At 71.6% G+C, this 17,923-nt stretch carries 15 protein-coding genes; 10 read left to right on the top strand and 5 right to left on the bottom strand.

What is annotated here, in order from left to right; translation table 11 throughout:
* Positions 1–14: 14 nt before the first annotated feature.
* The 3 genes from ABLE88_RS07920 to ABLE88_RS07910 are packed head-to-tail and all read left to right on the top strand — an operon-like array spanning position 15 to position 2,777.
* Positions 15–500, top strand: coding sequence for a MaoC/PaaZ C-terminal domain-containing protein (locus tag ABLE88_RS07920; protein ID WP_348830895.1), 486 nt, complete (start codon positions 15–17; stop codon positions 498–500).
* On the top strand, positions 497–1,645 hold the full coding sequence (locus ABLE88_RS07915) for an acyl-CoA dehydrogenase family protein (protein WP_348830894.1): 1,149 nt from the start codon (positions 497–499) through the stop codon (positions 1,643–1,645). The genes ABLE88_RS07920 and ABLE88_RS07915 overlap by 4 nt, the downstream gene beginning before the upstream one ends.
* Before the next feature lies 1 nt (position 1,646).
* Entirely contained in the window at positions 1,647–2,777 is a 1,131-nt protein-coding gene (locus tag ABLE88_RS07910; protein ID WP_348830893.1) for an oxidoreductase, read from the top strand.
* A 56-nt stretch (positions 2,778–2,833) separates the two neighbouring features.
* Here ABLE88_RS07910 and ABLE88_RS07905 read toward each other — a convergent pair whose 3' ends face one another.
* Entirely contained in the window at positions 2,834–4,813 is a 1,980-nt protein-coding gene (locus ABLE88_RS07905; RefSeq protein ID WP_348830892.1) for a TRAP transporter permease, read from the bottom strand.
* Positions 4,814–4,844: 31 nt separating this feature from the next.
* Complete coding sequence (locus ABLE88_RS07900; protein ID WP_348830891.1) at positions 4,845–5,831, bottom strand: TAXI family TRAP transporter solute-binding subunit; 987 nt, start codon at positions 5,829–5,831, stop codon at positions 4,845–4,847.
* Positions 5,832–6,057: 226 nt separating this feature from the next.
* On the opposite strand from ABLE88_RS07900, the gene ABLE88_RS07895 reads away from it, so the two are divergent.
* From ABLE88_RS07895 to ABLE88_RS07880, 4 genes are read left to right on the top strand one after another with little or no spacing between them, the layout of a single operon-like run.
* Positions 6,058–6,840 carry an enoyl-CoA hydratase/isomerase family protein gene (locus ABLE88_RS07895; RefSeq protein WP_348830890.1) on the top strand — a complete coding sequence of 261 codons (783 nt, stop codon included), beginning with the start codon at positions 6,058–6,060 and terminating at the stop codon, positions 6,838–6,840.
* Between the two features lie 19 nt (positions 6,841–6,859).
* The gene (locus tag ABLE88_RS07890; protein ID WP_348830889.1) at positions 6,860–7,657 is read left to right on the top strand and encodes an IclR family transcriptional regulator; all 798 of its coding nucleotides are present in this window, start codon (positions 6,860–6,862) and stop codon (positions 7,655–7,657) included.
* Positions 7,658–7,664: 7 nt separating this feature from the next.
* A complete protein-coding gene (locus tag ABLE88_RS07885) occupies positions 7,665–8,576 on the top strand; it encodes an IclR family transcriptional regulator (protein WP_348830888.1) in 912 nt (303 codons plus the stop codon).
* Entirely contained in the window at positions 8,566–9,360 is a 795-nt protein-coding gene (locus ABLE88_RS07880; protein ID WP_348830886.1) for an enoyl-CoA hydratase-related protein, read from the top strand. Before ABLE88_RS07885 ends, ABLE88_RS07880 begins: the two co-directional genes overlap by 11 nt.
* 13 nt (positions 9,361–9,373) lie before the next feature.
* Here ABLE88_RS07880 and ABLE88_RS07875 read toward each other — a convergent pair whose 3' ends face one another.
* From ABLE88_RS07875 to ABLE88_RS07865, 3 genes are read right to left on the bottom strand one after another with little or no spacing between them, the layout of a single operon-like run.
* Positions 9,374–10,138 carry a CoA-transferase subunit beta gene (locus ABLE88_RS07875; RefSeq protein WP_348830885.1) on the bottom strand — a complete coding sequence of 255 codons (765 nt, stop codon included), beginning with the start codon at positions 10,136–10,138 and terminating at the stop codon, positions 9,374–9,376.
* Positions 10,135–11,076 (bottom strand): CoA transferase subunit A, encoded by a 942-nt coding sequence (locus tag ABLE88_RS07870; protein ID WP_348830884.1) that lies wholly within the window; start codon positions 11,074–11,076, stop codon positions 10,135–10,137. Before ABLE88_RS07870 ends, ABLE88_RS07875 begins: the two co-directional genes overlap by 4 nt.
* Positions 11,073–13,190: an acetate--CoA ligase family protein gene (locus tag ABLE88_RS07865; RefSeq protein ID WP_348830883.1), complete on the bottom strand. Its 2,118-nt coding sequence runs from the start codon at positions 13,188–13,190 to the stop codon at positions 11,073–11,075. Before ABLE88_RS07865 ends, ABLE88_RS07870 begins: the two co-directional genes overlap by 4 nt.
* A gap of 184 nt (positions 13,191–13,374) precedes the next feature.
* Here ABLE88_RS07865 and ABLE88_RS07860 point away from each other — a divergent pair, with 184 nt between their 5' ends.
* The 3 genes from ABLE88_RS07860 to ABLE88_RS07850 are packed head-to-tail and all read left to right on the top strand — an operon-like array spanning position 13,375 to position 17,846.
* Positions 13,375–14,526 (top strand): acyl-CoA dehydrogenase family protein, encoded by a 1,152-nt coding sequence (locus ABLE88_RS07860; protein ID WP_348830882.1) that lies wholly within the window; start codon positions 13,375–13,377, stop codon positions 14,524–14,526.
* 33 nt (positions 14,527–14,559) lie between these two features.
* On the top strand, positions 14,560–15,768 hold the full coding sequence (gene pcaF / locus ABLE88_RS07855; protein WP_348830881.1) for a 3-oxoadipyl-CoA thiolase: 1,209 nt from the start codon (positions 14,560–14,562) through the stop codon (positions 15,766–15,768).
* 2 nt (positions 15,769–15,770) lie between these two features.
* Positions 15,771–17,846, top strand: coding sequence for a 3-hydroxyacyl-CoA dehydrogenase NAD-binding domain-containing protein (locus tag ABLE88_RS07850; RefSeq protein ID WP_348830880.1), 2,076 nt, complete (start codon positions 15,771–15,773; stop codon positions 17,844–17,846).
* The last annotated feature ends 77 nt before the right edge of the window (positions 17,847–17,923 follow it).

Below are 17,923 nucleotides of genomic sequence, written 5' to 3'. Positions count from 1 at the left end.
AAGGAAGAGCGAAAATGATCGACCAGCCGTTTCCCGAACTGAAGGTGGGCCAGGCCAAGGTCTCGCGCGGGCGCACCCTGACCGAGACCGACGTGGTCAATTTCTGCATGCTCACCGGCAACTGGCTGGAGATCCACGCCAACGAGGAGTTCGCCAAGACCGCGCGCTTCGGCCGGCGGGTGGTCCAGGGCTCGCTCGTCTTCTCCATCGTCAACGCGCTCCTGCCGTTCGATTCGAGCGTGCTGGACGCGTTCTACGGCGTCGACCGCCTGCGCTTCCTCAAGCCCACCTTCATCGGCGACACCCTGTGGGCGCGCGCCGAGATCCTGGCGCTGCGCGCGAAGGAAGGCGGCGGCGGGGTGGCGACGCTCGAGCTGGTCGGCGCCAACCAGCGCCGGGAGCACGTCATGCGCTGCGAGTTCAGCCTGCTCATCCGGGGCGCGCGGCTGCTGCCGCCTGCCAATGATCCCTTCACCCTTGCGGAGCCCGCGGCGAAATGAACTTCCTCAACAGCGAACAGAGCGCCTGGCGCGACACCGTCGACCGCTTCATGGAGAAGGAGATCACGCGCGACTACATCCGCAAGGAGGATGAGGCGCGCACCTATCCTTACGAAGGCTATGAGAAGATTGCGCAGGAAGGCTGGCTGCGCCTTTTGATCCCAGAGGACCATGGCGGCTACGGCGGCGACATCTTCGACTATGCGCTCATGTGCGAGGGGCTCGGCAAGTTCGGCTTCGACTTCGCGACCGCCGTCCTGGTGCCCACCTTCACCGCCATGAACATCGTGAAGTTCGGCAACGACGCGCAGAAGGCGGACTATCTCGAGCCGTTCATGAGCGGCGCGCGGCGCTTCTCCATCTCCATCTCCGAGCCCTCGGCCGGGTCGGATGCGGCGAGCACCCGCACCCGCGCCCGCCGCGACGGCGAGGACTATCTCATCAAGGGCCAGAAGCTCTGGTGCAGCGGCGCCGCGGCGCGGAACGTCACCATCCAGATGCTGGTGCGCACCGATCCGCAGACCGAGAAGCACCGCGGCCTCTCGGTGCTGCTGGTGCCCAACGACGCGGCCGGCGTCGACATCCGCCGCCTGCCGACGCTGGCGCGGCGCGCCACCGGCACCACCGAGATCTTCCTCGACGATGCGCGCGTGCCCGCCGCCAACCTGCTCGGCCACGAGGGGCAGGGCTGGGAGATCATCACCGACCACCTGGAGCTGGAGCGCATCGCGGTCTCGGCCGCCTATGTGGGCAACGCCCAGACCGCGGTCGACGACGCGCTCGCTTATGCCCACGCGCGCGAGCAGTTCGACCGGCCGATCTTCGACTTCCAGGTGATCCGCCACATGCTCGCCGACATGCAGACCCAGGTGGACGCGGCGCGGCTCCTGGTCTACCGCGCCGCCGAGCTCGCCTCGCGGCACGAGCCCTGCGCCAAGGAGGTGGCCATGGGCAAGCTGTTCGCCTCCGAGACGCTGCAGACCGTCTCGCGCATGGGCATGCAGATCCTCGGCGGGCACTCCATGCTGCCGGCCTCCGACATGGAGCGCTATTTCCGCGAGGGCATGCAGAGCACCATCGGCGGCGGCACCTCGCAGATCCAGCGCACCATCATCGCCAAGGCCATGCACCAGGGCCTCGGCTGAGATGGCCCGGCTGTTCCAGCCGCTTGATTTGCGGGGCCTGACGCTGAAGAACCGCGTCGTCGTCTCGCCCATGCAGACCTACAGCGCGCCCGAGGGCCGGGCGACGCCCTGGCACCGGGCGCACCTGGCGCGCTTCGCCCTCGGCGGGGCGGGGCTGGTGATGGCGGAGGCCACGGCAGTGACCCCGGAGGGGCGTTCGACGGCGCTCGACCTCGGCCTGTGGGAGGATGGGCAGGCGCGCGCGCTCGAAGGCCTCGCGGAGGCGGTCCACGCCTGCGGCGCGGCGTTCGGGGTGCAGCTCCAGCATGCCGGGCGCAAGGCGGCGACCTCCGCCCCCTGGGAGGGATTCCGGCCGGTGGCGGACCCGGCCGGCGCAGACGTGCTCGGGCCCACGGCTGCGCCTGCCGCCGCCGGCGGGCACGTCCCCCGCGCCCTGGGCCCGTCCGACATGGCCCGGATCGTCGAGGCCTACGCCGCGGCCGCCCGGCGCGCCGATGCGGCGGGGGTGGACCTGGTCGAGATCCACATGGCCCACGGCTATCTGCTGCACAGCTTCCTCTCGCCGCTCTCCAACACCCGCGCCGACGCCTATGGCGGCCCGATCGCGGGCCGCATGCGCCTGCCGCTGGAGGTGGCGGCGGCGGTGCGGGCGGCCTGGCCGGCGCACAAGCCGCTCGCCTGCCGCATCTCGTCCGTGGACGGGATCGGCGTCGGCTGGTCGCTGGAGGATTCCCAGGTTCTGGTGACGGCGCTGATCGCCGCCGGGGTGGACCTGGTGGATTGCTCCTCCGGCGGCATGATCCTGCCCCGCGGCGACATGATGGTGCCCCGCGGCCCGGGCTTCCAGGTGCCGTTCGCAAGCCGGCTGAAGCGGGCGACCGGGGCGTGCGTGATCGCCGTCGGCGGCATCACGCAAGCGGCTGAGGCCGAGGCGGTGCTGGCGCGGGAGGACGCCGACCTCGTCGCCCTCGGCCGGGAGATGCTGGCCGATCCGAACTGGGCGCTCCATGCCGCCGAGACGCTCTTGGGCGCGCCGGGATGGGACCTCTGGCCGAAGCCGTTCGGCTGGTGGCTGGCGCGGCGCGCCCGTGCCGCCCGCCGCTCCACCGAGGAAGGCGCCGAGCGCGCCTGATCCTGGGATCGATCTGATTAATATATCAATGATTTATGTTGGCCTGTCGGTCGGGCTCACTCCGACCGGACCCGGCCCGAGAGCTCGAGGTTCGCCGGCTGGCGCCCCGCGGCGTCCGCCGGCCGGGCCTCGCGAAAATGGCTCACCGCCGCCAGCGCCGCGATCATGGCAAGCCCGGCGATGTCGCTCCAGGCCGCCGGGTAGAACAGCAGCGCCGCCGCGCCATAGACGAAGATGCGCAGCGGCCAGTTCAGCGGGCCGAAGAAATAGCCGGTGGAGGCGGCCGTGATGGCGACGATGGCGATGCTGGTGACGCCGGTGTCGTAGGCGATCTGGAGCCAGGACCCCTCCATCAGCACGCCGGTGCGGAAGATGAACAGGAACGGGATCAGATAGAGCCCGATGGCGAGCACCACCGCGTGCCCGCCCACCTTCCAGAAGTTCACCTTGGCGATGGACGCGGCCGCGAACACGCTGGCGCAGACCGGCGGCGTGATGGCGGACAGGATCGCGAAGTAGAAGATGAACAGGTGCGCGTTGAGCGGGGCGACGCCGAGCTTGATGACGATGGGCGCCGCCACCGCCGCCGCCAGGATGTAGGAGGCGGTGGTGGGCACGTCCATGCCGAGCAGGATCGCGAGCACCGCGGTGAGGATCAGCACCAAGACGATGTTCTCGCCCGACAGCGACAGGATGAGGCTCGACACCTTGACGCCCGCCCCGGTGGCGGTGAGGACCTTCACCACGATCGCCGCGCAGGCGAGCAGAACCGCGATCATGGCGATCGCCTTGCCGGCCTCGTAGAGGCCTTCCAGCACCTGGCGCAGATAGTCGCGGTAGGTGGCGCCGAGGTCGCGCGCGCGGCCCTCGATCAGGCATTGGGCGCCGCGCAGCACCACCTGGGTCGCGATCAGCGTCGCCACCGCCGTCGCGCCCGCAAGCGTCGGCGTGAGGTCCATGGCGAGCATGAAGATGAGGACGCCCACCGGCAGGTACATGGGCAAGGCGGTGTAGGGGTCGAGCAGTTCGCGCGCCGCCGGCATCTCCGAGCGCTCGAGCGGGCGGATGTTCATCTTGCGCGCCCGGAAGCCGACGCTGAACCAGATGGTGAGGAAATAGAGCAGCGCGGGGATCAGCGCCGCCACGACGACGCTGGAATAGGGGATGTCCAGCATCTCGGCCATGATGAAGGCGCCGGCGCCCATCACCGGCGGCATGATCTGGCCGCCCGCCGAGGCCACCGCCTCGATGGCGGCGGCGTAGCTCTTGGTGTAGCCCGCCCGGTGCATGGTGGGGATGGTGATGGGGCCGAGCGCCATCACGTTCGCCACCGCCGATCCGGTCACCGTGCCGAACAGCGCGGACGAGGCGGTGCACACCTTGGCCTGCCCGCCCCAGCTGCGCCCGGCGATCAGGGTGGCGAGCTTGATGAAGATCTCCGTCGCCCCGGTGCTGAGCAGCAGGGCGCCGAAGATGATGAACACCGCGATCACCCGCGTGCCCATGTCCACCATGTAGCCGAAGATGGTCTCGGTGGAGGCGTAGGTGGTCTCGATCAGGGTCAGGGTGGACACGCGCGGCGGCTGCCACGGTCCGCTCACATAGCCGTAGCCGAGATAGAAATAGAGCAGGCCGGCGAGCGCGAGCAGCGGCAGGAACCAGCCGATGGTCCGGCGCGCCGCTTCGAGCACCAGAGCAACCGCGATGAAGCCGAGCGCGATGTCGAAGGCCGTCAGCTCGACCATGAAGTCGGACAGGCGCCGGTTGTTCAGCGCCACGTGGAAGCAGACGTAATAGCCTGCGAGCGCGAGCACGATGTCGCTCATGCGGCGCCATGCCCCGCGGCCGCCCTCGGCCGCCGCGAGCAGGAACACCGACCCGAGCCCGAGGCCGAGGAACAGCCCGCGCTGCACCAGCGGCTCCATCATCCCCGCGAACGAGGTGTAGATCTGGAACAGGGCGAAGCCGACGAGGATGATCCGCAAGGCCAGCGTCGTGCCCTTGCCGAGCCAGCGGTCCATGGTGCCCTCTGCCATCAGGTGCCTCGGACGTTGGGAGCCGCGGGGATTACTGCGCCGTCTTCCAGTAGGCGAGCGCGCCGGGATGGACGTCGATGCCGATGTCGATGGTCCCGAGCAGCGACTTCTTGAAGTTGTAGTCCTTCAGCTGCGGCCAGACGTTGATAAGGATCTGCCGATTCTTGTCGATGGCCTCGGCGATCTTCTTGGCCGTCGCGTCGTTCATCAGCGACAGGCGCGTCGCATAGACGATCGGCACCGAGGGCGTCGCGAAGGCGGGATTATCCTTGATGAAGCCCGCCGGGATGGTGACGAAGCTAACCCCGGGGATCTTCGCGAGCACCTTCTCCTGCTGCTCCTTGGTGAAGCCGAGGATGCGCATGTCCACCTTGGTCATCAGCTCGCGCAGGGTCGCGTCGACGCGCGAGGCGGCGGCGTACTTGGAATAGCCCACGAGCTGGTTGTTGCTGACGCCCTCGATGGCATCGTTGACCGTGCCGTAGATGTAGCGCGGCTTGATGCCGAGCAGGTTGAAGCTCTGGGTGATCAGCAGCTCGCCGCCGCTGCCGCGGATGCCCGGCGTGAAGTTCTTGCCCGTCAGCCCGGCGAGGTCGGTGACGCCGCTGTCGGCGCGCACGGCGATGTTGATGATGGAATCGTCGTACGGGTAGAGCGCGACCAGGTCGCTCACCGCCTTGCCCTCGAACTGGCCGGTGCCCTGCTTGGCCTGGACGAAGACGTCGCCGGCGACGAGGCCGAGGTCGATCTCGCCCCGCACCAGCCGGCGCACATTGTCGACGCTGGCGCCGGTCTCGACGACCGTGACCGTGGTGCCCGGATTGCCCTTCTCGATGGCCTGCGCCATGCCGACGGCCACCTGGTAGTGGCTCGACGTGGCGTTGGTGGCGCCGAGCGTCAGGGTTTCCGCCCCCGCCGGCAGCGCCAGGAGCACGGCGAACGCGCCGCCGCAGAACAGGGCCGACGCGCCGCCGCGGCCCGTGAGAAGCCCGATGGCGCGCGAGAACAGTCCCCGCATGTCGTTCCTCCAAGGTTTTTCTTGTCGGACCCCGGTTGGCGCCGGCGGTCACGGGACGAACACCGCCGGCGCGTGCGCGCGCCGGTCCGGACCGCTCGTCCCGATGCTGCCGAGAGTCGCATAGATCGGGGGGTAGCACAACACATTTTGAAAATTCGTTCCGCACAGTGATTTTTTGATGTAGCCTCACGTCCGTGCCATCATTCGGCAAGGAACGGAATCGGTGATGCTCCCCGACGAGATCGTGCAATTCGAGGCTTCCGCCGGCCTCGCCACCATCACCTTGAACCGCCCGGAGCGGCGCAACGCGCTGTCGGTCGCCGCCGCCGAGCGGCTGTTCGACCTCTGGGAGGAGGTGGACCGGCGCCCCGACATCCGCGCCGTGATCCTCACCGCCGCGCCGTGCGGCACCTTCTGCGCCGGCATGGACCTCAAGGAGGCGAGCAGCATCGGCGCCACGGGCGGCGACGTGCTGGAGATGATCCGCGACCCGTTCCACGAGCGCATGCGCCGGGTGCGCGCGCCCATCATCGCCGCCATGACCGGGCACTTCGCGGCCGGCGGCTTCCTGCTCGCGCTCAATGCCGACATCCGCATCGGCGTCGCCGGCACGAGCGGCGGCATCACCGAGGTGAAGCGCGGGCGCGGCTCGCCCTGGGCGGTGCCGCTGCTGTGGCAGCTGCCCCAGCCGGTGGTGATGGAGATGGTCCTCACCGGCGAGAGCCAGCCCATCGAGCGCCTGCACGCCCTCGGCTTCGTCAACCATGTGGAGCCGACCGCCGAGGCGGTGCTGGCGCGGGCGCGGGCGCTAGCGCGCGTCATCGTCGCCAACGCGCCGCTCTCGGTGGCGGCCGGCAAGCAGTCGCTGCTCAGGGCCATGAGCCTCGGCTGCGACGACGGGCTCGCCGAGGCCAAGCGCATCTATCGCTCCGTCTATGACAGCCGCGACGCCCAGGAAGGACCGCGCGCCTTCGCCGAGAAGCGCGCGCCGGTCTGGACCGGGACCTAGCGGCGGGCCGGGGCAGATCATGGCGCCATCCAAGGACAAGGCCACCGAGGTCGTCTCGCTGGCGCGCGGGCTCGCCATCCTGCGGGCGTTCCGCGCCATCGACGCGCCGCTCGGCAACAAGGAGATCGCCGAGCGCACCGGGCTGCCCAAGGCGACCGTGGCGCGGCTTGCCTACACGCTGTGCGCCATGGGCTATCTGCGGCAGGTGGGGCCGCATGCCCAGTACCATCTGGGCGACAAGGTCTCGACGCTCGGCTACACGGTGCTGCGCACGCTCTCGGTACGCCAGGTGGCCGGGCCGCTGATGCAGGCCATGGCCGACCGGCACGAAATGTCGGTGGCGCTCGGCATCGGCGACGGCGCGGACATGATCTATCTGCACTATTGCTCGGGGCCGGAGACCATCACCATGCGCCTGCACGTCGGCGCCCTGGTGCCCATCGCCCAGTCGGCCATGGGGCGCGCTTATCTGTGGGCGCTGGCGCCGCTGGCGCGCGAGGCCCACATCGCGGCGATCCGCGCCGCCGCCGGCGGCTCGGCCGACGCGGTGGAGAGCGGCGTGCGCGAGGCCATCGCCGAGGTGGACCGGCGCGGCTTCTCGGTGTCGTTCGGCGACTGGCGCCGGGAGATCTTCGCGGTCGGCGCGCCGGTGTGGCTCGACCGCGGCGAGACCATCCTCGCCCTCAATTGCGGCACCCGGCGGCGCGACCTCGACCCGGCGCGGTTCCAGGACGAGCTGGGACCGGAGCTGATGGCGATGTCGAGCGAGATCGGCCACCGCATGGATCAACTGGGCGCGAGCTTCTGGGGCGACTGACCTTCTTATGGACGAGCAGACCGACGAGCGTATCGCCGAACACCGGGCCGAGGAGGCCGCGGCGCCGCGCGACCGGGTGCGCCGCCGGCGCCAGCGCGGCGTGATCGCGCAGGACCGCGACTTCGTGAACGCGCTGGCGCGCGGTCTCATCGTGCTGGAGGCGTTCGGCACCACCCAGTCGGTATGGCTCAGCGGCATGGAGGTGGCGGAGAAGGTGGGCCTGCCCAAGCCCACCACGTCGCGCCTGCTCCAGGCGCTGGCCGGGCTGGGCTACCTGCACTACTCGCCGCGCCGCAGGCAGTACCGCATCGGCACGGCGGTGCTGGCGCTGGGCTTCGCCGCGCGCGAGCCGTTCAGCCTCGGCGACCTGGTACGGCCCTATCTGAAGGAGCTGGCGGACACCTTCGCGGTCCATGCCTCGCTCGCCGCGCGCGACCGGCTCGACGTGATCGAGCTCGAAGTGTGCCACTCCCTCAACACGCTGATGACGCTGCGGCTCGAAGTGGGCTCGCGGATCCCGCTGGCGGGCACCGCCACGGGGCACGCGCTGATCGCGCCGCTGCCCGAGGCGGAGCTGGACTATCTCCTCGGCCTCCTGCGCGATCGTCATGCCAAGCGCTGGGACACCCTGCTCGCCAGCATCGAGACCGGACGGCGCGAGGTCGCCGAGCAGGGCTTCACCACCGCCTCGGCGAGCTGGGACACCGACATCAACGGCGTGGCGGTGCCCCTCGTCTTCCCCGGCGGCGCGCCGGTCTACGCGCTCGCCTGCGGCGCCCCGGCCCGGCATCTGCCGGGCTGGAAGCAGCGCAAGATCGGCCAGCGCCTCGTGCAGATCGCCCGCGAGATCGAGCGCCGTCTGCTGGACGGAAACGTTCTGGCCCATCCCGGCGTCCAGGAGCGGCCCGATGCCCGATGAGATCCTCCTCGACCGCCGGCCCGACGGCGTCGCCCTGCTCACCCTGAACGACCCGGCGCGGCGCAATCCGCTCTCCGACCGACACATGCTCGACGCCCTGGTGGCGCGGCTGCGGCAGGTGGAGCAGGACCGGGCGATCCGCGTGCTGGTGATCACCGGCGCCGGGCCGGTGTTCTCCGCCGGCGGCAACGTCAAGGACATGCAGGCGAAGGCCGGCATGTTCGCCGGCGCGGGGGTGGAGATCGCCGAGGCCTATCTGTCGGGCGTGCAGCAGATCCCGCAGATCATGCAGCGGCTCGACATTCCGACCATCGCCGCGGTGAACGGCCCGGCCATGGGCGCGGGCTGCGACCTCAGCCTGATGTGCGACCTGCGCCTTGCCGCCAGCACCGCGCGGTTCGGCGAGGTGTTCGTCAATCTCGGCATCGTCTCCGGCGACGGCGGCGGCTGGTTCCTGGTGCGCCATCTCGGCTACCAGCGGGCGTGCGAGATCAGCTTCCGCGGCCGGCCCATCGAGGCCGAGGAGGCGCTGCGCCTCGGCCTTGTGCTCGAGGTGGTGCCCGACGCGGAGCTCCTGCCGCGGGCGCTCGCGCTCGCCGGCGAGATCGCCGCCAAGTCCGCGCCGGCGATCCGCATGACCAAGCGCCTGCTGCGCATGGCGGAGCGCACCCACCTCCAGGACTTCCTCGCCGCCGCCGCCGCCATGCAGGCGGCCGCCCATGGCAGCGCCGAGCACGACCAGGCGCTCGACGCGGCGCTCGCGGCGCGCGCCCGCGGCGCCTGAGGCCGGGCCGCGCTCAGCGGCGCAGCAGGCCGTCCGGGTCCACCGCGCCGCGCAGCAGCTCCAGCTCCCGCGCGGTGGGGGGCGGCGTGACGGGCACGTCGGCCGGCATGCCGAGGGCGAAGCCGGTCTTCGCCGCCACCTCCTCGACCGAGCTCCAGGCGTGCACGCTCTTCAGCCGCATGCGCAGGGTCGCGGGGTCGAAGTCCATCACCGCGAGCGGCGTGATGCACAAGCGCGGGCCGCCTCTGAGCCCCGCTGCCTTCACGCTCTCCGGGCCGTCGAGGAAGCCGGGCGAGGTGACGAAATCCACCTTCTCCACGAAGGTGCGCGGCGAATGCACGGTGGTGCAGATGTAGAAGCGCTTCGACATGGCGGCGTAGGAGATGTTGGCCGCGCCGGGGCCGCGCATCTTCGGCCGTTCGATTGTGCCGCCGACGAAATGCAGGTTGATGTTGCCGCGCGCGTCCACCTGCATGCCGTTGTGGAAGAAGAAGTCGAGGCCGCGGTGGGAGTGGCCGAACAGCTCCAGGAACGTCTCCGACGCCTCGCAGGCGCCGAGCGCCCGGTCGTCCAGCATGGAGTTCCACAGCCGCCGCGGGCGCGGATTGACGAACATCTCGCCGGCGATCTGCAGGTTCGGCGCGTGGGTGAGGCGGGCGAGCAGGATCGCCGCCATGGGGATCGCCGCCGACGCCCCGGCGGCGCCGAGCTCGCCGTCCTGGAGGTCCCGGGAGAGATAGACGGCCTGGAGCTCGGCCGGCGTGCAGTCGAGGCTCATAGGGTCGCGGCCTCCTCCTCCAGCGCCCGCATGCGGGCGGCGCCGCCGGCGCCGGCGATGTAGTCCTCCTGGCGCGCGCTCCCATGCACTTGGGCCGCGATGTAGTCGGCGAGCCTGTCCCGCGCGCCGTCGGCGCCGCGCCGGGCGGCCTCGGCGAGGTCGGCATAATGCTCGATGTAGGCCTCGTCGATGGAATAGAGCGGAAAGCTGCCGGTGGGGTGGGCGCCGTAGGGGATCTCCACCACCGCGTCCACATAGATGCAGGGGATGGAGGTCTCGCGCGGGCGTGCGACGATCTCGTCCGGCGGCACGATGCGGTCGACGCTCACGATCACCGTCTCGGCGGCGCGGGCGATCAATTGGTCCGCATAGGTCATGGTGGCGAGGTGGCGCACGTTGCCGTAGACGTCCGCCTCCTGGGCGTGCAGCAGCGCGAGCTTCGGCCGGATGGCGCGGGTGGCGTAGAGCGCCACGCCGGTGAACGGGCAGAGGATGGGCGCGACGAGCGGATTGTGCGCCGGCACGTCCGATCCCTTCCAGGCCGCCACCGGCTGGAACGGCACCCCGTTCGCCGCCGCCAGCAGGCCGCCGACGATGGAGAGCGCGTCGACGCAGTGGGCGGTGAGCGTGCCCGCCTCCACCGCGCCGCGGAAGGCCGGGCACATGCGGTCTTCCAGCGTCACCGCCGGCAGGAACGTCTCCGCCACGCAGCCCGCCGCGATCAGGAGGTCGACGTCGAAGCCGGAGCCGGGCGAGGAGACGAGCTTGAGCTCGCGCCGCTTGAGCCGGATCACCTCGCGCACCAGGGCCATGGGGCGGCCCTGCTTGAACAGGCCGCCGATGGCGAGCAGGTCGCCGTCGGCGAGCGCGCGCGCGATCAGCGCGCCGGCATCCTCCGCATTGATGCGCTTCTCGCGCCTCTTGCCCGGCGCGCTCACGAAAGCGCGCCCATGCGGAACACCGTGGCGTCGAGGATCCACGCGCCTTCGCCGGCGCGTCCCACACCGACCGGGTTGAGCTCCAGGCCGGCGAAGTCCGCGCCGAGGCCGGGCGCGAGGTCGGCGACCGCGACCGCGAGATCGATGAGCGCGTCCATGTCGAGGGCCGGCCGTCCGCGCGCGCCCTCGAGCAGCGCCGCGATGCGGCAGCCGCCGATCATGGCGGCGACCTCCGCGCGGTCCAGGGGCAGCAGGCGCACCGCCACGTCGCGCATGATCTCGGTATAGATGCCGCCGGCGCCGAAGGTGAGGGTGGGGCCGAACTCCGGGTCGAGGCCGAGGCCCAGGATCACCTCCGCCTGCGGGCGGACGGTCTCGGCGACGAGGAACCCTTCGAGCGTGAGGCCGTGCGTCTGCATGCTCCGGAGCATCGCCGCGATCTTTGCTTCGAGCGCCGCCGCGTCGGGCAGCGCCACCGCCACGAGGCCGAGCTCGGACTTGTGGACCACCCCGGCGGCCATGCCCTTCAGCGTCACCGGGTAGCCCACCTCGTGGGCGGCGGCGAGGATCGCGGCCGGGTCCGCGCCGGGCACGAACGCCTCGCGCGGAAAGGCGAGCCCGCGGGCCTTCAGCGCCTGCTTGCTCGCCGCCTCGCTGAGCGCGACCGGCGCGCCGTCGAGGTGCGGCGCCGCGCTCTCCGGCCGGCCCTCGCGCAGCAGGCGGGAGGGGGCGCGCCGCGCCGCGTCGACCGCGGCCGCGCCCGCCACCGCCGCCACGTAGGTGTCGATGCGGGTGAACACCGGAACGCCCTCCCGCCGCAGCCGGCCCAGCTCGGCGCCGTTGAAGATGTCCGACGGCGAGACCAGCGAGATCGGCTTGCCGGTGCGCCGGCGGGCGGCGAGCATCGCGTCGGCCACGGCCTCCGCCCAGGGCGGGATGATCGGCGTGTTCGCCACCGCGATGCCGTCGAAGGCGGGATCGTCGGCGAAGGCGTCGAGGCAGGTGGCGAAGCCCTCGGGGCGGCGGAACGGCGTGCCGGCGATGTCCACCGGGTTGCGGGTGGAGAGGAAGGCGGGGATGTCGCCGCGCATGCGCGCGACCGTCGCCTCGGCGGGGGAGGGCAGGGTGACCGCGCCGCTGCTCTCCAGCGCGTCGGCGACGCAGCCGCCATAGCCGCCGGAGACGGTCAGGATGCCGAGGCTGCGGGTGACGCCGGCGGTCGCCACATATTGCGCCACCGGCAGCAGGTCCTCGATGGCGGCGACGTCCACCCAGCCGAGCTGGCGCACCGCGGCCTCATACGCGCCGCGCGCGCCCATGAGCGCGCCGGTATGGCCCGCGGCGGTGCGCCGGCCGGCCTCCGAGCGGCCGGCCTTGTAGAGCACCACCGGCTTGCCGGCGGCATGGGCGCTGCGCGCCGCCGCCAGCAGCCGGCCGCTCTCGCGGATGCCTTCCACATAGAGCGCGATGGCGCGCGTCGCCGGATCGTCGGCGAGGAACTGGACGAAGTCGGCAAGGCCGGTCGCCGCCTCGTTGCCGGTGGAGATGACGTGGCTGAGGCCGATGCCGGCGCGCTCGGCCTCCTCCATCAGCGCGCTGCCGAGCGCGCCGCTCTGCACCACGAGGCCCACCACGCCCGGCCGCGGCAGGCTCGCGGTGATGCGGCTGGTGGAGCTCATGGCGATGCGCCGGCCGAGATTGACGAAGCCGGTGGTGTTGGGGCCGAGCATCGCCGCGCCATGCCGGCGCACCAGCGCGGCGAGGCGCGCCTGCATGGCGGCGCCCGCCTCGCCCGATTCGGAGAAGCCGCCGGTGATCACCATGAACGCCCGCACCCCGAGGCCGAGCGCCTCCTTAACGGCGGCGTAGACGTCGTCCGCCGGCACCGAGACCACCACGCAGTCCGGCACGTGGGGGAGTTCGGACAGGCTGGTGACGGTCTCGACACCCTCGATGACCGTCTTCTCGCGGGTCACGAGGTCGATGCGCTGGTTGTAGCCGTGCAGCCGCAAGTGATCGAAGATGGCGCGCCCGCCCACCTGGAAGGCGGCCTTCCGGCTGGAGACGCCGACGATGGCGATGGAGGCTGGGTCGATCAGCTTGGCGAGAAACACGGAGCATCCTTCCGGCTGGCGCGGGGCGCTGACAAACTGATAATCGGGACCGGACCGAAATCAACAAAATAAAAATGCGTTCCGCATAATGGTTTTGATGATGGACTTGGCCGGCAAAGTCCGATACCCCTTCCGGCCGAGGCAAAGCCCGCATCTCCAACCCCGCAACGCGAGGAGCGCGCCGGTGGCGCTGGACCAGGAAACCTTCACCCTCCTCAAGGACGCCGTGCGGCGCTTCGTCGACGAGCGGCTGATTCCCGCCGAGGCGGCGGTGGCGGAGAGGGATGCCATCGACCCCGCCATCCTCGCCCAGATGCGCGAACTGGGGCTTTACGGCCTCTCCATCCCCGAGGACTGGGGCGGCCTCGGCCTCGGCATGGCCGAGGAGGTGGAAATCGTCATGGAGCTGTGCCGCGCCTCCCCCGCCTTCCGCTCGGCGGTGGGAACCAATATCGGCATTGGCTCTCAAGCCCTGGTGCTGGCGGGCACCGAGGCGCAGCGGGCGCGCTATCTGCCGCGCCTCGCCAGCGGGGAGCTGGTCGCCTCCTTCGCCCTGACCGAGCCCGACGCCGGCTCGGACGCGGCCTCCCTGCGCACCCGCGCGGTGAAGCGCGACGACGGCAGCTGGGTCCTCAACGGCACCAAGCGCTACATCACCAACGCGCCGGAGGCCGGGCTGTTCACCGTCATGGCGCGCACCTCCGATACGCCCGGCGCGGGCGGCATCTCGTGCTTCCTGGTGGAGCGCGCGGCGCCCGGCCTGTCGCTCGGCCCGCGGGACCGCAAGATGGGCCAGCGCGGCGCCCATACCAGCGACGTGGTGTTCGAGGATTGCGTGGTGCCGCCCGACGCCTTGCTGGGCGCCGAGGGGCAGGGCTTTCGGGTCGCCATGCGGGTGCTCGACAAGGGCCGCCTGCACATCTCCGCCGTGTGCGTGGGCGCGGCGCTGCGCCTGATCGAGCTGAGCGCCGCCTATGCGCGCGAGCGCCAGCAGTTCGGCCGGCCCATCGCCGAGTTCCAGCTGGTGCAGGCGCTGCTCGCCGACAGCTATGCGGAGACCTACGCCGCGCGCTCCATGGTGCTCGACGCGGCGCGCAAGCGCGACGCCGGCGAGAACGTCACCATCGAGGCCTCGGCCTGCAAGATGTTCGCCTCCGAGATGGTGGGCCGCGTCGCCGACCGGGCGGTGCAGATCCACGGCGGCGCGGGCTACATGGCGGACTATGCGGTGGAGCGATTCTTCCGCGACGTGCGGCTGTTCCGCCTCTATGAGGGGACCACCCAGATCCAGCAGCTCATCATTGCCCGCGAGCTGCTGAACAAGACCAAGAACTGAGCGCGCGGCGCCCGCCTGCGCATGGAGGACGCGATGACCGATGCCTATATCTGCGATTTCGCGCGCACGCCCATCGGCCGCTATGCCGGCGTGCTGAAGGACGTGCGCACCGACGACCTTGCCGCTCATCCCATCCGCGTGCTCGCCGGGCGCCATCCGGGCGTCGACTGGGAGGCGCTGGACGACGTGGTATTCGGCTGCGCCAATCAGGCGGGCGAGGACAATCGCGACGTGGCGCGCATGGCGGCATTGCTCGCCGGCCTGCCGGTGAGCGCGCCCGGCACCACCGTCAACCGCCTGTGCGGCTCCGGGCTCGACGCGGTGGGCATCGGCGCGCGCGCCATCATGACCGGCGACGCCGACCTCGTGATCGCCGGCGGGGTGGAGAGCATGACCCGCGCGCCCTTCGTTCAGGGCAAGGCGGCGGAAGCGTTCGCGCGCCAGGCCGAGATCTACGACACCACCATCGGCTGGCGCTTCGTGAACCCGCTGATGAAGGCGCAGTACGGCGTCGATTCCATGCCCGAGACCGGGGAGAACGTGGCCGCCGATTTCCAGATCGCGCGCGCCGACCAGGACCTGTTCGCCTTCCGCTCGCAGCAGCGCACCCGGGCGGCGCAGGCGTCCGGCTTCTTCGACCGCGAGATCGCGCCGATCGAGATCAAGGGCAAGAAGGGCGCCGTGGTGCGCGTTGCGGCGGACGAGCACCCGCGCGGCGACACCACGCTCGAACAGCTCGCCGCGCTCAAGACGCCGTTCCGCAAGGAGGGCGGCACCGTCACCGCCGGCAACGCCTCGGGGGTGAATGACGGGGCGGGGGCGCTGATCCTCGCTTCGGCCGCGGCGGCGCAGAAATATGGCCTCACCCCGCGCGCCCGCGTGGTGTCGGTGGTGCAGGCGGGCGTGCCGCCGCGCATCATGGGCATCGGCCCCGCGCCGGCCACCACCAAGCTCTTGGCGAAGAACCGGCTGGCGCTCGCCGACATCGACGTGATCGAGTTGAACGAGGCGTTCGCCTCCCAGGCGCTGGCGGTGCTGCGCCAGCTCGGTTTGCCGGACGACGCCGAGCATGTGAACCCGCACGGCGGCGCCATCGCGCTCGGCCATCCGCTCGGCATGTCCGGCGCGCGGCTCGCCATGACCGCCGTGAGCGCGCTCGAGACGCGCGGGCAGAAGCGGGCCGTGGCCACCATGTGCATCGGCGTCGGCCAGGGCATCGCCGCCCTCCTCGAGAAGGTGTGAGCATGGCCGCGCCGTCTCCCGTGCGCGTCGAGCGCCACGGCGCCGTCGCTGTGGTGGTGATCGACCAAGCGCCGGTCAACGCGCTCTCGAAGGGCGTGCGCGATGGTCTTCGCGATGCCGCTGCGGCCCTGGCGGCGGACCCGGGCGTCGCCGCCGTGGTGCTGAGCGGCGGGCCGGGCCGCTTCGTCGCCGGCGCCGACATCCGCGAGATGAACCTGCCGCCGGACGAGCCCTTCGTGCCCGACGTGATCGCGGCCTTCGAGGCGCTGGACAAGCCGGTGGTGGCGGCGATCGACGGGCCCGCGCTGGGCGGCGGCTGCGAGCTGGCGCTCGGCTGCGACCTGAGGCTCGCCAGCCCGAAGGCGCAGGTGGGGCTCACCGAGACCCGGCTCGGCATCATCCCGGGCGCCGGCGGCACGCAGCGTCTGCCGCGCCTCGTCGGCATCGCGCAGGCCATCGCCCTCATCAGCGAGGGCCGCATCCTCAAGGCGCGGGACGCGCTGGCTCTGGGCATCCTGGACGCGGTGGTGGAGGGCGACCTCCTCGCCGCCGCCATCGCCCGCGCTCCTCATGCGCCCAAGCGGCGCCTGTCCCAGGCGCCGGTGCCCGCGGGCGATCCGGCGCGCGAGGACGCGGCGGCGGCCGCCGCGCTCAAGGGCGCCAAGGGCGTGCCCGCCATCGCCGAGGCGGTGCGCGTGGTGCGCGCGAGCCGCACGACGGCGTTCTCGGATGGCATGGCGGACGAGCGCGCCACCTTCCTCAAGCTGCGCGAGAGCGAGGAGGCGAAGGCGCTGCGCCATCTCTTCTTCGCCGAGCGCGAAGCCGGCAAGGTGCCGGGCCTCGACGGCGCCAAAGCGCGCCCGATTGCGCAGGCGGCGGTGATCGGCGCCGGCACCATGGGCGCCGGCATCGCCGTGGCGCTGGCCGACGCGGGACTTCCCGTGACGCTGGTGGAGCGCGACGGCGAGGCCGCCGCCGCCGGCCTCGCGCGCGTGCGCGACCTCTATGAGCGCCCGGTGAGGAGCGGGCGTCTCACCCAGGCGCAGGCGGACGCGCGCCTCGCCGCCATCGGCGCCACCGCCGACTGGCAGGCGCTGGCGCAGGCCGACCTCGTGATCGAGGCGGCGTTCGAGGACATGGCGGTGAAGGAAGACATCTTCCGCCGGCTCGACCAGGTGGCGAAGCCCGGCGCGGTTTTGGCGAGCAACACCTCCTATCTCGACCTCGACGCCATCGCCGAAGCGACCGCGCGGCCCAAGGACGTGGTGGGCCTGCACTTCTTCGCCCCCGCCAACGTGATGCGCCTGCTGGAGGTGGTGCGCGGGAAAATGACGGCGCCGGACGTTCTGGTCACCGCGCTCGCCTTGGCCAAGCGCATGGGCAAGCAGCCGGTGGTGGCCGGCAATGGCGAGAGCTTCATCGGCAACCGCATCTATGCCGCCTACCGGCGGCATGCGGAATATCTCGTGGAGGACGGCGCGGCGCCCCAGGAGGTGGACGCCGCGCTTCAGGCCTACGGCTTCGCCATGGGCGCGTTCGCGGTCTCCGATCTGTCGGGGCTCGACATCGGCTACGCCATGCGCCAGCGCCGGGCGGCGACCCGCGACCCGGCGGAGCGCTATGTGGTGGTCGCCGACCGGCTGGTGGAGGCGGGCCGGCTCGGCCGCAAGACCGGCGCCGGCTGGTACGCCTATGACGCGGCCGGCGCCATGTCGGTCGATCCCGCCGTGGCCGCGATGATCGCCGCGGCGCGGGCGGCGAAGGGGATCACGCCGCGCGCCTTCACGCCCGATCAGATCCAGCGCCGGCTGCTCGCCGTGATGGCGAACGAGGGCGCAAAGGCGCTCGAGGAGGGGATCGCGCTGCGCGCCTCCGACATCGACCTCGTCTTCATCAACGGCTACGGCTTTCCGCGCCTCAAGGGCGGGCCCATGTTCGCCGCCGACGCCATGGGCCTTGGCGCCGTGCTCGGCGAGATGGAGGCCGCTTCTGCCGCCGGCGGCGCGGGATCGGAGCCGGCGCCGCTGCTGGTGGAACTGGCGCGCGCCGGCGGACGCTTCGCAGACTGGAAGGGCTGAGCGGGCGCCGCCGCCCAGGCAGCGGGCGGCGCACATTTGGCGTTGCCTTGCGGGCGGCATTGGGCATGGTGCGGGGC

The sequence above is a fragment of the Xanthobacter luteus genome (assembly GCF_040049235.1).
In the GTDB taxonomy this organism is placed as follows: Bacteria; Pseudomonadota; Alphaproteobacteria; order Rhizobiales; family Xanthobacteraceae; genus Xanthobacter.
Note: the sequence above shows the minus strand (reverse complement) of the source record. Positions and strands in the feature narration are given on the sequence as shown.

Excerpts from the sequence above, each read along its gene's own strand:
- ABLE88_RS07915 (WP_348830894.1), top strand. The coding sequence starts at position 497 with ATGAACTTCCTCAACAGCGAACAGAGCGCCTGGCGCGACACCGTCGAC.
- ABLE88_RS07920 (WP_348830895.1), top strand. The coding sequence starts at position 15 with ATGATCGACCAGCCGTTTCCCGAACTGAAGGTGGGCCAGGCCAAGGTC.
- pcaF (WP_348830881.1), top strand. The coding sequence starts at position 14,560 with ATGACCGATGCCTATATCTGCGATTTCGCGCGCACGCCCATCGGCCGC.
- ABLE88_RS07875 (WP_348830885.1), bottom strand. The coding sequence starts at position 10,138 with ATGAGCCTCGACTGCACGCCGGCCGAGCTCCAGGCCGTCTATCTCTCC.
- ABLE88_RS07880 (WP_348830886.1), top strand. The coding sequence starts at position 8,566 with ATGCCCGATGAGATCCTCCTCGACCGCCGGCCCGACGGCGTCGCCCTG.
- ABLE88_RS07900 (WP_348830891.1), bottom strand. The coding sequence starts at position 5,831 with ATGCGGGGACTGTTCTCGCGCGCCATCGGGCTTCTCACGGGCCGCGGC.
- ABLE88_RS07885 (WP_348830888.1), top strand. The coding sequence starts at position 7,665 with ATGGACGAGCAGACCGACGAGCGTATCGCCGAACACCGGGCCGAGGAG.
- ABLE88_RS07850 (WP_348830880.1), top strand. The coding sequence starts at position 15,771 with ATGGCCGCGCCGTCTCCCGTGCGCGTCGAGCGCCACGGCGCCGTCGCT.
- ABLE88_RS07890 (WP_348830889.1), top strand. The coding sequence starts at position 6,860 with ATGGCGCCATCCAAGGACAAGGCCACCGAGGTCGTCTCGCTGGCGCGC.
- ABLE88_RS07910 (WP_348830893.1), top strand. The coding sequence starts at position 1,647 with ATGGCCCGGCTGTTCCAGCCGCTTGATTTGCGGGGCCTGACGCTGAAG.
- ABLE88_RS07905 (WP_348830892.1), bottom strand. The coding sequence starts at position 4,813 with ATGGCAGAGGGCACCATGGACCGCTGGCTCGGCAAGGGCACGACGCTG.
- ABLE88_RS07895 (WP_348830890.1), top strand. The coding sequence starts at position 6,058 with ATGCTCCCCGACGAGATCGTGCAATTCGAGGCTTCCGCCGGCCTCGCC.